Raw genomic sequence first — 13,654 nt, 5'->3', positions numbered from 1 at the left:
ACAGAAAGCCAGGTTCAGCCTGGCTTTTGACTTTGGGCGCAGCGCACCTCGATGTGCTCGCGCTCGGCCAGCGTGGCGCCGATGCGCGCCGCGCTCAGGCAGCCGCCCCAGACGCAGCCGGTGTCGGTCGAGAGCAGGTCGGGCCGCGACAGCCAGCCCAGCGTGGACCAATGGCCGAACGCCACCGTGGCCGTGGCCGTGCGCCGGCCGGGCACATCGAACCAGGGCATGAATCCGGGCGGGGCCGAGGCGGCATCGTCCTTGGCCTCGAACTCCATCACGCCGTCGGCATTGCAGAAACGCAGGCGCGTCAGCGCGTTGACGATGACGCGCAGGCGCTTGTCGCCCTTCAATGTGTCGCGCCATTGCGCTGGCTCATTGCCGTACATGGCATGCAGGAACTCGCCGAAGGCCGGGCCTTGCAGCACGGATTCGACTTCCGCTGCGCAGGCCAGCACATCGCCCACGCTCCACTGTGGCAGCACGCCGGCATGGACCATCAGCAGGTCCGACCCGCCGATCTCTTCATGGAGCGCGAGGTGCTGATGGCGCAGCCAGGCGAGCAGCGCATCGCGATCGGGCGCTTCGAGCACGCCGGCCAGCGTGTCGCGCCGGCCCGCCTTGTGCGCGCCGGATGCGACCGCCAGCAAGTGCAGGTCGTGGTTGCCCAGTAGGCTGTGGGCCGATGCGCCATAGCCCTGAACGCGCCGCAGCACGGTCGCCGACCCGGGGCCGCGGTTGACCAGGTCGCCCAGCAGCACGATGCGGTCTCGGCTGGGCGAGAAATCGATCTTGTCCAGAAGTCGACCCAGCGGCTCGTCGCAGCCCTGCACGTCGCCTATCAAGTAAAGTGCCATGCTTCCCATTCTCTCCCGCGTCCATGGATGTTTTTCTCCTGGCCATGCTGACGACGCTCAACGCGTTGTTCTCCATGTCCGAAATGGCCCTCTCGACCAGTCGTCGTGCGAGGCTCGCGGCCATGGCCGAAACGGGCGATGCCGGTGCCGTGGCGGCGCTGCGCCTGATGGAGGATCCGACGCAATTCCTCTCCACCGTGCAGATCGGCATCACGTCGATCGGCATGCTGAGCGGCATCGTGGGCGAGGCGGCGTTTGCGGCGCCCCTGGCGGACTGGTTCGAGACGCTGGGCATGGGCAAGGGCGCGGCCAGCGTGGTGTCGACGGGCATCGTGGTGACGATCATCACCTTCGTCACCATCCTGGTGGGCGAACTGGTGCCCAAGCGCATCGGGCAGTTGTATCCGGAGCCGGTGGCGCGTTGGGTCTCGCGGCCGATGCGCGCGATCGCGACGGGCGCCAAGCCTTTCGTGCTGCTGCTGTCGGGCGCGACCGCGATGATCCTGCGCCTGCTGCGTATCGATGCCAATGCGGCGCGCGTGGTCACCGAAGAGGAAATCTCGGCGAGCCTGGAAGAGGGCGTGGATGCGGGCGTGATCGAGCAGCATGAGCACCAGATGGTGCGCAACGTGTTTCACCTGGACGACCGGCGCCTGTCCTCGCTGATGATTCCGCGCGCCGACATCGAATGGCTAGAGGCCAGCGATTCGGTAGCGCAAGCCTTGCGCAAGGTGGCCGAGGCCGGCGCGCTGAACATCGTGCATTCCTGGTACCCGGTCTGCCGCAATTCGCTCGACGACGTGGTTGGCGTGATCAGCGTGGCGCGCTTGTTGCATCTGGGGCCGCAACATGAGGGCGTGATCGAATCGGCGGCGCAACCGGCGTCCTTCGTGCCGGAGACATTGACGGGCATGGAATTGCTGGAGCAGTTCCGGGAGCGGGCGGGCCGGCTGGTGTTCGTGGTGGACGAGTATGGCGAGGTGCAGGGCTTGATGACGCCACGCGACCTGCTGGAGGCGATCACCGGCGAATTGCAGCCTGGGATGCAGACCGATGCGTGGGCGACGGAGCGCGAAGATGGCACCTGGGAACTCGATGGATTGATGCCCGTGTCAGAATTGAGGGCTCGACTTGCCATCAAGGAATTGCCTGACGAGGAGCGCGGCCGCTACAACACGGTGGCCGGGTTGCTGATGTCGGTGTCGGGCCAGTTGCCGGCGGTGGGCGAGCGCATCGATTGTGCGGGGTGGACCTTCGAGGTGGCGGCCCTCGATGGCCGGCGAATCGACAAAGTGCTGGCGAGCCCCGACGCGACCTACAACCCGGAAGATGGCTGAATACCGCCGACCCGAATTGATTTCTCCATGAGCCAGGAACCTCTCCGTATCACCGTCGGCCCGCGATGGCAGCTTTTCACCTACCAGCGTGAGGGCTTTCAACTGATCGGCACCGTGCAGCGCGGCATGCAGATCGGTGCGCTGGCGAAGATGCCCGACGGTGACTATGCGCAGGTCAACGGCGACATCGTCGAGACGCTGAACCGCAGCCGCGTCGAGTTCGCGCTGCGCGCCGCCACCGGCACCAAGCCGGGCGAGCCGATCGTCAACATCCCCCGCGCGCCGTCGCCAGCGGTGGTGGTGACGGTGAAGAAGAAGCGTCGCATCGTCTTGCCGCCGAGCGAGTAGCCGGCACCTTGGTGCAGGGTGGCGGCAGCGGGGTGCCCTTGGTATCCTCGCCTTCCGCCGTGACGTGAGTACGCACCATGCCCAGCACGATCCTCTCGAAGCCGCCTGCCCCGCCGCGTCCCGCGCCTGTGCTGCCGCCCGCGGCCTCGACCCCCATCACCCGCGAATGGGTGCGCTGGGTGGCCGAGCAGGTGATGCGCGGATGCACGCCGGTCTCGATGCTGGAGGTGATGGTGAACGCGGGCATCGACGATGTCGTGGCCTCGGTGATCATCGAAGGGATGGTCAGCAACCCGATCTGCGTGGCTGGCGAGCAGCAGGTGCAGTTGCTGCGCAAGCTCGAATCGAGCATGGCCAACCTGCAACAACTCTGGGAACTCAACCCCGATTACCAGACCATCGAGAAGCGCGCGGATGTTTCGGTGGCGGAGTTCGCGTCCCGCTATGTCGAGGGTTGCCGGCCGCTGGTGCTGACCGGGCACACCGCCGACTGGCCCGCGATGCGGCGCTGGTCGCCGCAGGACCTGAAGCAGCGCTTCGGCCATCTCGACATCGAGATCCAGGCGGAGCGGCATGCGAACCCGCGCTACGAGCAAGACAAGCTCTCGCATCGGCGTCATGTGCGGGTGGCCGATTTCGTCGACCAGGTGGTGAGTGGCGGCGCGAGCAACGACTACTACCTGACGGCCAACAACGAGGCCTTGCGGCAGCCCGGCTTCGCGCCCTTGCTGGACGACATCGGCACGCTGCCGCCGGGCTGCGACCGGTCGCAGTTGTCGGCGCGTTCGTCCTTCTGGTTCGGCCCGGCGGGCACGGTGACCAGCCTGCACCACGACAAGCTGATGCTGTTCCATACCCAGGTGGTCGGCCGCAAGCGCTGGCGCCTGATCTCTCCGCTGCAGACGCCGCGGCTCTACAACACCAACGCCGTGTTCAGCCCGATCGACCTGGATGCGCCGGACTATGACCGCTATCCGCTGCTGCGCGGCGTGAAGATCCTCGAAGTGGTGATCGAGCCCGGCGAGACGATCTACCTGCCGCTGGGCTGGTGGCACCAGGTGAGGGCGCTGGACGTGAGCCTGTCCTTCTCGTACTCGAACATCGGGCTGCCGAACAACAACGTGTTCGACTATTTCGATCCGGTGGTGCGGCAGGTGTAGATCGGTCCCTTCGGGGGCTTGAGCGCGGTGCCGGACGCTCCGATACTGGCCCTTCCAATGAATCAGGGAGGAGCCTATGAACAGTTTGGGTGTTCTTGCGCGCGGATGGATCGTCGCCGCGCCATGTGTGCTGGCCGGCTGCGCCGCGATGGATGGGCAAGGCGTGGGGAACGGCCAGTACTTCCAGGTGCTGGACAAGGCCGGCTCCGTGATCTCCGAGTCCGACGCGCCGAAGAAGGGCTTCCAGAATTGCCCGAATTCGGCCTATGAAGCGATGCGAAGCGAACCCACCCTGTCTGGCCGGGTGAGATGCGCGGTCGAGCCGTCGCGGGAGTCGCTTCCCTACATGTTCAGCGCCCGCAACACGAAGTCCGTGGGGGCCGATCAGGTCTTGCCGACCTCTGCGTTTGTGGTGCGCTCGCGGACCGCTGCCATTTGTGCCGCCGTGCTCAAGGCGACCAGCGCGGAGGAAAAGGTGGTCATCCTGGAAGACCGCTGCACCGTGGCTGCGAAGTAGTCGCCGCTGCAAGCCGCTTCATCCCGGTCTTCCCGGGATCGCCAAGCACGGAATTCTCAGCTTGCTTGCCGCAGGATGCCCTTGGTTTGGATGTCCGCTTTCAAGCCTTCGAACAAGGACCAGCATGGAATGGGCATCTTCTGGACCTGCAGCGCTGCGCCGGAGCACTTGGTCCAGGGGCCGGCCTGGAGGCTTCCTGGTTTCAGCGTGTAGGGCGCCGTATAACTGGCGAGAGAGTCGTTCGCAATGAACAGCCAGTGGTCGCCAGACTGGACTTTCTTCACTGTCCGCTGGAATGCGCTGGCAAAAAGCGTCCCATCCCTGCACGGAGAAAGCGAAATCAATCCTTTCAATGGAGGATAGGTTTTTGTCTCCAACATGCCTTGAAAATCGACCAGCCACTTGTTTCCGTCATGCCGACTTTGATCGCCTATGAGGTCGTTGGCGGAACATTCCATCCATCGGGGAGATTTGATCTTGCCCTGTATGCAATTGATGACAGAGGCATGCGTGGCGCACGCAAAACCCTGTGGCCTGAAAACCCACAGATAGTAGGGGTCGGCATCGATTCCGCTGTAGCTATCCCAGGGCGACGGAACGGCGCAGCGCGTATTCGATTGGTCGACGTAGATACTGCCGGTAGAGGCAAGTGCTCCGTAGACGATGGAATTGTAATGATCGGTACCACGCACGAGCAGAGAGCCGGGCGGCAATGCGCCCTTGTCGGGATCATCGGGCAGCGGCATGGGCGGGTGGGTGATGGCGCGAATGTTGACGATCCTGGAATTTGCCGACGGATTCCAGTTGATGGTCTTGAAATTGTTTTCCGTATCTAGCTCGAATAGTTTGACAGAACCGTGCTCGCCCGCATTGTGTGCGGCATAAACAAAGGATTTCCTGGGATCCTCGGGGGACGGCAGCGCCCAGATGTCATGGAACTTGTCGGGGGAGATCATTTGCTGGCCAGAAATTGCAACCGTGGCCGGTTCAATTCGCCCGTGCTCGAGATCGCCGCTGTCCGACGCCAGCCAGTGCTCTGCGAAAAAAACGTGATAGACGGGCTTGAGCGAGCCCGCATCCGACTTGGGGACGGTGACGGAGAACCTGTGACCGCGCGCACCATATCCGATTGGCAGATTTTTCCACGCGCTGGATTCAATGGATTTTTTGCCGGTGGCTGCGTAGAGATATTTGTCGGTGCCGAGGTGGAGATACAGCCCCCGGCTACGAGCGACCGGCTCGACATCCTTCACAAATTGGCGCATCAGATTGTTGCCGTCGTTCCAGGTTTCCGGAAGCGCGAGAACGATGGCTCGCAGCTTGATCAGCAGGTTGTTGACCTCGTCGAAGTCATGCTGGAACTGGGCATAGTTCGGATTGGTGCTGGAGACTTCTTTCAGCCGCTGGTCCACCAGAGTCTGATTTGCCATGGAGGCCAGCGCCAGGTTGGCAAGAAGCGAGTCGGAGTAGGTCCGGCAGAATACGCCGAGAATTTCAGGCCATTTCTCGAGATCCTGGGTCTTCTCGTCCCTGAGCCATTCCGCGGTCTCCCATTTTCGGTACAAGCTGGACACCTTCTGGAAAGCCAATTTGATGGCAAGAATGTCGGCCTCGAGAAGCGTGCGGAAATTCCACAATTCCTCGCTCGTCGTGATGGGGTTCTGGAGATGCTTGGGCAGGAGGGACCGGATCCTGTAGATGGTGGTCGTGTATTCCTGCACCGCATCGCCGTCTGCCTTGGTGTTGCGGAGTTTTTCTTCCGCATTCAAGCCTTTGATTGCATCGATGATCTGGTCTTTGAGGGAGGGCTGCTTGGGACCGAAATACGTCAGGAGCTGGCCGATGATGGTGAAGATCGCACCAAATACCGCGCCATAGGGGCCGGCGCCGGCAGACAGGCTGGCAAGCATCTGCACGCCCGAGGCGCAGATGTCCATGATCGCGGCACTGCCATTGATGTAGTCGCCGGATTTGAAAGCGGAAGCCGCTGAGAGAACACCCTTGACCAGATTGGGAAGGTTCTTGTTGATGGAATCCGTGACGTCCTTGGCGTATTTCTGATCGGCCGCGGTCGCGTTCTTGTCTTTTAAGATGGCCTGCGCTTTTTCGTATTTGTCCTGCATTTCCCATGTCGCAATGGCAAACGCTCTTGCCTGGTCCTGGTCCATGTCGGCCTGGGCGTGCAGGCCAATCAGTGCAATTTGTTCCTTGATGAATTCGAGATCGGGATCCGCGGCCATGGACAATCCTTTTCGACGGGTAATCGAATCAGCCTACCACGGGCGCGAGGGTGCGGAGAAAATATTTGATGGCGTCGTTATTGATACCCTGGCGTCAAAATAAAGGCATCCCATATATTCGCGACCACTGAATTCACAAAATTCCGTACAAGATGAATTGCGCTCTGGCGATTTGAGGGCTGGCCGTGGGCACGGGCACCGTTGTTCCGCCCCGCCGAGTGCTCAGGAATGCGTGGCCGCGCTTGCCAAATCCGGCTACCGCATGCTCCCGCCGCAGGCTTACCTTCGCGGATATTCCATGAACCAGAAGGAGCGCGGCGCGATGATTCGGTCAGGCAACTCGAGCGGTACAGGGCGGCGCTGCTTCCTGGCAGCGATGTCCGGCATGGCCGTGGCCGCGGCCTCTCCGACGCTGGCTCTGGCGCATGCCACGCATCCGACGCCGTCCAACGCGCCGTCGTCGCAGACACTGCTGCAACCCGCGCGCCCCGTTTCCCGGCTGCGGTTGCGCATGGCCGGCGGAGGCACCTCCGAGTTGCGTACCCTGGTCGACGGCCAGGTGACTGCCGTGCAACTCATGTTCACCGGCTGCGGCACGACCTGTCTCACGCAGGGCGCGCTCTTCGCGGCCTTGCAGGAGAAGCTGGCAGGTCAGCGCCGCGACCGCCGCCTGCTCTCGATCAGCATCGATGCCTTGGGCGATGACCCCAAGGTGCTGGCGGGGTGGCTGGGCCGCTTCGGCGCGCAGGGCGGATTGTGGAGCGCGGGTGTTCCGTCGGTGCAGGAGACGGATCGGCTCCTGGCCGAGTTCAGCGTCGACTCCCGCGCGATCAACGCGGCGGAGCACCTGAATCGCGTGTTCGTCGTGGACCGCGGTGGCCTCCTGCGGGTCGTCACATCGCTCGATCCGTCCATCGAGCAGGTGATGCGCGCCATGGATCTCGCTCGCGTCTAGCTGCGCCTCCAGCCCCTTCCGCCGCCCCGTGCGAAGCAGCCACTTCGCACAAGACCGCCCCCACCCGACAAGCCTAAGCTGCGCCATCCCTATCGTGCCGCTCGACGGCAAGGCATCAGCACACACATGGCAATCATCGAGTCGACCGTTTCCCCCGGCAGCGAGGCCTTCGAGGCGAATCGCAGCGGCATGCTGGCATTGATCGAGCGCGTGCGCACCTTCGAGCGGCGCAGCATCGCCACCTCGGGCAAGTCGCGCGAGCGCTTCGAGAAGCGCGGGCAGCTGTTGCCGCGCGAACGCTTGTCGCTGCTGCTCGATCCGGGCACGCCCTTCCTGGAGATCTCCTCGCTTGCGGGCTTGGGGCTGGACAACCCCGACTTGGAGAAGAGCGTGCCGGGCGGCGGCGTGATCGCGGGCATCGGCTGGGTGTCGGGCATTCGCGTGATGGTCAACGCGTCGGATTCGGGCATCGATGCCGGCGCGCTGCAGCCGATGGGCATTCCCAAGCAGATGCGCATCCATGAGCTGGCGTTGGAGAACAAGCTGCCGTTGGTGCAACTGGTCGAGAGCGCGGGCGCCAACCTCATGACCTACAAGGTCGAGGAGTTCATCATCGGCGGCGGGCTGTTCCGCAACCTGGCGCGCATCTCGGCGGCGGGTCTGCCGGTGTTGACGGTGACGCATGGATCGTCGACGGCGGGTGGCGCGTACCAGACGGGCCTGTCGGACTACATCGTGATGGTGCGCGACCGGTCGCGGGCCTTCCTGGCCGGGCCGCCCTTGCTGAAGGCGGCCACGGGCGAGATCGCGACCGAGGAGGAACTGGGCGGTGCGGTGATGCACACCTCGATCTCGGGCCTCGGCGACTACCTGGCCGAGGACGACCGCGACGCGATCCGCATCGCACGCGAGATCCTGGCCAACATCGACTGGAACCGCGACATGCCGGCCGCGCCCGTGCGCAACTTCAAGCCGCCGCGCTACGACGCGGAGGAACTGCTCGGCATCATGCCGATGGACCACAAGCGCCCGGTCGACATGAAGCAGGTGATTGCGCGCATCGCCGACGATTCCGAGTTCCTGGAGTTCGGCGAGAACTACGGCAGCGCCACGGTGGTGGGCCACATCAAGATCGAGGGCATGCCGCTCGGTGTTGTCACCAACAACGGCCCGATCGACGTGGCCGGCGCGACCAAGGCGACGCACTTCATCCAGGCCTGCTGCCAGTCGAAGACGCCGCTGCTCTACCTCAACAACACGACGGGCTTCATGGTGGGCAAGGACTACGAGGAGGCCGGCATGATCAAGCACGGCTCCAAGATGATCCAGGCCGTGACCAACGCGACAGTGCCGCAGATCACGATCTATTGCGGCGCGTCCTTCGGCGCGGGCAACTACGGCATGTGCGGGCGCGGCTTTCATCCGCGCTTCTGCTTCTCCTGGCCGAACGCGAAGACGGCGGTGATGGGCGGCGAGCAGGCGGCCAAGACCATGTCCATCGTGACCGAGGCCGCGATGAAGCGGAAGGGCGAGGTCGACCATGCCAAGCTGGAAGCGATGGAGAAGCGCATCGTCGACCACTTCGACAGCCAGATGAGCGTGTTCACCACCAGCGCGCGCCTGCTCGACGACGGTGTGATCGACCCGCGCGACACGCGCGAGGTGCTGAGCAAGGTGCTGTCGATCTGCCGCGATGCGGAACTGCGCGAGCCGCAGAAGATGCAGTTCTCCGTGGCACGGCCCTGATCGACGACGCAACCGGACGCAAGCTCCATGACCGCAACGACTTCCACCCTGACCCCGTTCCGCAAGATCTTGATCGCCAACCGTGGCGAGATCGCGCTGCGCATCATCCGCAGCGCGCGTGCGCTGGGCTACCGCACCGTGGCGGTGTATTCCACGGCCGATGCCGACGCGCGCCATGTGCGCGAGGCCGACCAGGCCGTGTGCATCGGCGAGCCGCTTCCTGCCCAGTCGTACCTGCGCATCCCGGCCATCGTCGATGCGGCGAAGCTCAGCGGCGCGGATGCGGTGCATCCGGGCTATGGCTTCCTGGCAGAGAACGAGGACTTCGCGCAGGCCTGCAAGGATGCGGGGTTGGTGTTCATCGGGCCGTCGGCCGAAGCCATCATCTCGATGGGGAACAAGGCCGGCGCCAAGACGCTGATGATGGCTGCTGGCGTGCCTTGCATCCCCGGCTATCAGGGCGAGGACCAGAATGAAGAGCGGCTCGCGCAGGAAGCGGAGCGCGTCGGCTTCCCGGTGATGATCAAGGCGACCGCCGGCGGTGGCGGGCGCGGGATGCGGCTGGTGCCATCGGCGAAGGAGTTCGTCGAGATGCTGCGCAGCGCGCGCTCGGAAGCGCAGAGCGCCTTCGGCAATCCGGAAGTGATCCTGGAGCGCGCGATCGTCGAGCCGCGCCACATCGAGATCCAGGTCTTCGCCGACCGTCACGGCAATGCGATCCACCTGGGCGAGCGCGATTGCTCGGTGCAGCGGCGGCACCAGAAGCTCATCGAGGAAGCACCATCGCCGGCCGTGAACGCCGACCTGCGCGCACGCATGGGCGCGACCGCGGTGGCGGCGGTGAAGGCGATCCGCTACGAAGGCGCGGGCACGCTGGAGTTCCTGCTCGACAGCGAAGGCAACTACTACTTCATGGAGATGAACACGCGCCTGCAGGTCGAGCATCCGGTGACCGAGGCCATCACCGGACTGGACCTGGTCGCGCTGCAATTGCGCGTGGCGGCCGGCGAGCCCCTTCCGATCACGCAGGAGGACGTGCACTTCAAGGGCCATGCGATAGAGGTACGGCTGTGCGCCGAGGATGCCGACAAGGGCTTCATGCCGCAGAGCGGGACGATGGCGCTGTGGCACATGCCGCAGCACCTGCGCGTGGAGCATGCGATGCGTTCGGGCGCGCAGATCCCGCCTTACTACGACTCGATGATCGCGAAGATGATCAGCTTCGGCGAGAACCGCGAGGCAGCGCGGCGCAAGCTGATGTCGGGGCTGGAGGATGCGGTCGCGCTGGGCGTGACGACCAACCAGGCCTTCCTGCATCGCTGCCTGGGGCACGCCGTATTTGCCGAGGGCGGCGCGACCACGGCCTTCATCGCGCAGAACCAGGATGCGCTGCTGGCGACCGATTCGGCGCTGCAGGCGCGCGCCGCCGCGATCGCCGCGGTGGTGCTCCATGAAACCGCTGGCGATCGACGAGCCCGCGCACCGGGCCGGCGCATGACGCACAGCCTGCCGATCTCGCTGCGCTTCGAGGCCCATGGCGCGCTGGTGACGGCGGGGCTGGTGCTTTCCGGCCAGCATCACTTCGACGTGACGATCGGCGAGCAGACCTTTGTGATCGAGTTGCGCGACCTCACCGAGCATGCGGCGCGTCTCGTCTGCGACGGCCTGCTGGAAAGCGTGGCCTTCCACCGCGCCGACGGCATGCTGCACCTGCACTACCGCGGCGTGCCGGTGCGCATCGAGGACAAGACCCGCGCCGCCTCGGCGAAGAAGGGCGAGGCAGGTGGCGATGGCAAGCTGCGCGCCTCGATGAACGGCCGCGTGGTGGCGGTGATGGCGGTGGTCGGCGACATGGTCGAAGCGGGCCAACCCATGGTCACGCTGGAGGCGATGAAGATGGAGCACATCCACGCGGCGCCGGTGGCCGGCAAGGTGACGGCGCTGCATGTGAAGACTGGCGACCAGGTGGCGGCCAGCCGCATCGTGGTGGAGATCGAGCCGGCGGTGAAGGAAGCCGCACCGGCTTGAAGTGAAGCCCACCCCCGAAAGCGCCGGCGGTGGCGTGTCGGGAAGCTGACGCGGCGACACGCGGCAAGAAAGACAAACCAGGAGGCAGATGAGCAAATGAGCGAGACAAGCACCAACGCAGCACCGGCGGTGCTCCACGAGAAGCGCGGCCACGCGATGTGGATCACCATCAACCGGCCCGACAAGCGCAATGCGATCAACAAGGACGTGGTCGCCGGCATCCGCGCCGGCTGGCGCGCCGCGCATGCCGACCCGGAGGTGCGCGTGATCGTGCTGACGGCGGCGGGCGACAAGGCCTTCTGCGCCGGCGGCGACCTGCAGCCGGGCGCGGGCTTCGCCTTCGACCTCTCGAAGCCCACCATCGACTATGCCGACCTGTTGCGCGAGGCGCAGAACAGCACGCTGCCGAGCATCGCGCGCATCAATGGCGTGTGCATGGCCGGCGGCATGGGACTGCTCTGCATGACGGACATGGCCATCGCCGCGGACAACGTGCTGTTCGGCCTGCCCGAAGTGAAGATCGGCCTGTTCCCGATGCAGGTGCTGAGCCTGCTGCAGGACATCGTGCCGCGCCGCGTGCTGCGCGAGTGGTGCCTGACCGGCGAGCCCTTCAATGCGAGCGAGGCGAAGGAAGCCGGCCTGCTCAACCATGTGGTGCCGGCCGAGGAACTCGACGCGAAGACGCAGTGGCTCATCGATCGCATCGCCGGCAAGTCGCCGACCGCGATCCGGCGCGGCAAGTATGCGATGCGTGCGCTGTCGTCGATGTCCTTCGACGAGGGCATCGCATTCACCGAGGGCCAGATCGCCCTGCTCGCGACCACCGAAGACGCGAAGGAAGGACTGGCCTCATTCAACGAAAAGAGGAGGCCCCAATGGACCGGACGCTGAGTCCCACCACCCGCAACAGTGCACACGCAGTCGGCCTGGCCGAATGGCTCAAGCGCCGCGGGGTGCGCGCACCCCACAAGCCTGCGTTGACCTGCGATGGCGTGACCTGGAGCTATGGCGAACTGATCGACCGCGTGGAGCGCATGTCGACGGTGCTCGCGGCCGGCGGCGTGACTCCCGGCGCCCGCGTGGGCTACCTGGGTTTCAACGACCCGATGTTCCTCGTCGTGATGTTCGCGGCATCGCGCATCGGCGCCATCTTCGTGCCGCTCAACTTCCGGCTCACGGGGCCCGAACTGGCCTTCATCATCAATGACGCGGGCATCCACTCCCTGGTGGTGGGCGAGTCGCACATCGCCATCATCGACGAGGTGCGCGGCGGCTTGAACAGCACGCGCTACATCCACCGCGCGGGCGGCGCCGAAGGCTGGGAGGCGGCCGATGCACTGATGGCCGGCGCCCCATCGCTGCCGATGCCCGCCGCCGTGCCCACGGGCGCGGACGACGTTGCGTTGATCATGTACACCTCGGGCACCACCGGCCATCCCAAGGGCGCGATGCTCACGAATGGCAACTTCTGGGCCAACAACCTCAACGAGATCTTCCTGTGGGACCTGGGTTCCACCGACGTCACGCTGAACTTCGCGCCGATGTTCCATGTCGGCGGCCTGCTGTGCGGCACCATGAGCACGCTGCTGGCCGGTGGCCACGTGGTGTTGCAGCGCGCCTTCGAGGTACAGGCGGTGCTCGACGCGATCGTGGAATACCGCGTGACCATCACCTTCGGCGTGCCGGCGATGCTGCTGTTCATCAGCCAGCATCCGTCCTTCGAGACGGCCGACCTGTCTTCGTTGCGGTCGATCGCCGTGGGCGGCGCGCCGATGCCCGAGCCGCTGTTGCGCTTGTATGAAGCGCGCAAGATCCCGGTGCAGCAGGGCTATGGCATGACCGAGACGGCGTCGATGATCACCTTCCTGCATCCGGACCGCACGGCCGACAAGCTGGGCTCCAGCGGCACGCCGCCGATGATGACGGAGATCAGGCTGCTCGACGCGAACGACCAGGAGATCGACGAAGCCGGCGTACCCGGCGAGATCTGCGTGCGCGGCAGCAACGTGATGCCAGGCTATTGGAACCGGCCCGAGGTCAACGCCTCGATCTTCACGTCCGATGGCTGGTTCCGCAGCGGCGACATCGGCTACCGCGATGCCGACGGGTTCCTCTTCTTGTGCGACCGGTTGAAGGACATGGTCATCAGCGGCGGCGAGAACGTCTACCCGGCCGAGGTCGAGAGCGTGCTCTACGACCATCCGGACATTGCCGAGGTCGCGGTGATCGGCGCACCTGACGAGCGCTGGGGCGAGCGGGTCGTTGCCGTGGTCGCGCCCAAGCCGGGCAAGACGATGACGTTGGAGGCGCTGAATGCCTTTGCCGGCGCCAAGCTGGCGCGCTACAAGCTGCCGAAGGAACTGCGCATCGTCGAGGCGCTGCCGCGCAATCCGACCGGCAAGGTGCTGAAGGCGAAGCTGCGCGAGCACAACGTGCCCGCTGCGGCGACAAACGCTTGAGGCAGGG

The 13,654-nt window shown here is 65.0% G+C and carries 11 protein-coding genes; 9 read left to right on the top strand and 2 right to left on the bottom strand.

The features are described from left to right. Positions 1–14: 14 nt before the first annotated feature. The gene (locus WKW79_RS22715; protein WP_340337469.1) at positions 15–857 is read right to left on the bottom strand and encodes a symmetrical bis(5'-nucleosyl)-tetraphosphatase; all 843 of its coding nucleotides are present in this window, start codon (positions 855–857) and stop codon (positions 15–17) included. A gap of 23 nt (positions 858–880) precedes the next feature. On the opposite strand from WKW79_RS22715, the gene WKW79_RS22710 reads away from it, so the two are divergent. The 4 genes from WKW79_RS22710 (at position 881) to WKW79_RS22695 (ending at position 4,219) form a co-directional block, all read left to right on the top strand. Continuing rightward, complete coding sequence (locus WKW79_RS22710; protein WP_340337468.1) at positions 881–2,194, top strand: hemolysin family protein; 1,314 nt, start codon at positions 881–883, stop codon at positions 2,192–2,194. Positions 2,195–2,221: 27 nt separating this feature from the next. Beyond that, positions 2,222–2,542: a hypothetical protein gene (locus tag WKW79_RS22705; protein WP_213957864.1), complete on the top strand. Its 321-nt coding sequence runs from the start codon at positions 2,222–2,224 to the stop codon at positions 2,540–2,542. Between the two features lie 77 nt (positions 2,543–2,619). Further along, on the top strand, positions 2,620–3,702 hold the full coding sequence (locus WKW79_RS22700; protein WP_340337467.1) for a cupin-like domain-containing protein: 1,083 nt from the start codon (positions 2,620–2,622) through the stop codon (positions 3,700–3,702). Between the two features lie 76 nt (positions 3,703–3,778). Next, the gene (locus tag WKW79_RS22695; protein ID WP_340337466.1) at positions 3,779–4,219 is read left to right on the top strand and encodes a hypothetical protein; all 441 of its coding nucleotides are present in this window, start codon (positions 3,779–3,781) and stop codon (positions 4,217–4,219) included. 56 nt (positions 4,220–4,275) lie between these two features. Here WKW79_RS22695 and WKW79_RS22690 read toward each other — a convergent pair whose 3' ends face one another. After that, positions 4,276–6,459 (bottom strand): hypothetical protein, encoded by a 2,184-nt coding sequence (locus tag WKW79_RS22690; protein ID WP_340337465.1) that lies wholly within the window; start codon positions 6,457–6,459, stop codon positions 4,276–4,278. Between the two features lie 298 nt (positions 6,460–6,757). Here WKW79_RS22690 and WKW79_RS22685 point away from each other — a divergent pair, with 298 nt between their 5' ends. The 5 genes from WKW79_RS22685 to WKW79_RS22665 all read left to right on the top strand — a co-directional run bounded on the left by WKW79_RS22685 (position 6,758) and on the right by WKW79_RS22665 (position 13,647). Then, the gene (locus WKW79_RS22685) at positions 6,758–7,414 is read left to right on the top strand and encodes an SCO family protein (RefSeq protein WP_340337464.1); all 657 of its coding nucleotides are present in this window, start codon (positions 6,758–6,760) and stop codon (positions 7,412–7,414) included. 126 nt (positions 7,415–7,540) lie between these two features. Then, positions 7,541–9,160 carry an acyl-CoA carboxylase subunit beta gene (locus tag WKW79_RS22680; RefSeq protein ID WP_340337463.1) on the top strand — a complete coding sequence of 540 codons (1,620 nt, stop codon included), beginning with the start codon at positions 7,541–7,543 and terminating at the stop codon, positions 9,158–9,160. A 27-nt stretch (positions 9,161–9,187) separates the two neighbouring features. Next, positions 9,188–11,188, top strand: coding sequence for an acetyl-CoA carboxylase biotin carboxylase subunit (locus WKW79_RS22675; RefSeq protein WP_340337462.1), 2,001 nt, complete (start codon positions 9,188–9,190; stop codon positions 11,186–11,188). A 96-nt stretch (positions 11,189–11,284) separates the two neighbouring features. Continuing rightward, a complete protein-coding gene (locus tag WKW79_RS22670) occupies positions 11,285–12,079 on the top strand; it encodes an enoyl-CoA hydratase/isomerase family protein (RefSeq protein ID WP_340337461.1) in 795 nt (264 codons plus the stop codon). Beyond that, positions 12,064–13,647 (top strand): acyl-CoA synthetase, encoded by a 1,584-nt coding sequence (locus WKW79_RS22665; protein ID WP_340337460.1) that lies wholly within the window; start codon positions 12,064–12,066, stop codon positions 13,645–13,647. Before WKW79_RS22670 ends, WKW79_RS22665 begins: the two co-directional genes overlap by 16 nt. Positions 13,648–13,654: the final 7 nt, after the last annotated feature.

Source organism: Variovorax robiniae (genome assembly GCF_037889955.1).
Classification (GTDB): Bacteria; Pseudomonadota; Gammaproteobacteria; order Burkholderiales; family Burkholderiaceae_C; genus Variovorax; species Variovorax robiniae.
This window is presented reverse-complemented; position numbering and strand designations above follow the sequence as displayed.

Excerpts from the sequence above, each read along its gene's own strand:
- WKW79_RS22695 (WP_340337466.1), top strand. The coding sequence starts at position 3,779 with ATGAACAGTTTGGGTGTTCTTGCGCGCGGATGGATCGTCGCCGCGCCA.
- WKW79_RS22700 (WP_340337467.1), top strand. The coding sequence starts at position 2,620 with ATGCCCAGCACGATCCTCTCGAAGCCGCCTGCCCCGCCGCGTCCCGCG.
- WKW79_RS22715 (WP_340337469.1), bottom strand. The coding sequence starts at position 857 with ATGGCACTTTACTTGATAGGCGACGTGCAGGGCTGCGACGAGCCGCTG.
- WKW79_RS22665 (WP_340337460.1), top strand. The coding sequence starts at position 12,064 with ATGGACCGGACGCTGAGTCCCACCACCCGCAACAGTGCACACGCAGTC.
- WKW79_RS22685 (WP_340337464.1), top strand. The coding sequence starts at position 6,758 with ATGAACCAGAAGGAGCGCGGCGCGATGATTCGGTCAGGCAACTCGAGC.
- WKW79_RS22670 (WP_340337461.1), top strand. The coding sequence starts at position 11,285 with ATGAGCGAGACAAGCACCAACGCAGCACCGGCGGTGCTCCACGAGAAG.
- WKW79_RS22680 (WP_340337463.1), top strand. The coding sequence starts at position 7,541 with ATGGCAATCATCGAGTCGACCGTTTCCCCCGGCAGCGAGGCCTTCGAG.
- WKW79_RS22690 (WP_340337465.1), bottom strand. The coding sequence starts at position 6,459 with ATGGCCGCGGATCCCGATCTCGAATTCATCAAGGAACAAATTGCACTG.
- WKW79_RS22705 (WP_213957864.1), top strand. The coding sequence starts at position 2,222 with ATGAGCCAGGAACCTCTCCGTATCACCGTCGGCCCGCGATGGCAGCTT.
- WKW79_RS22675 (WP_340337462.1), top strand. The coding sequence starts at position 9,188 with ATGACCGCAACGACTTCCACCCTGACCCCGTTCCGCAAGATCTTGATC.
- WKW79_RS22710 (WP_340337468.1), top strand. The coding sequence starts at position 881 with ATGGATGTTTTTCTCCTGGCCATGCTGACGACGCTCAACGCGTTGTTC.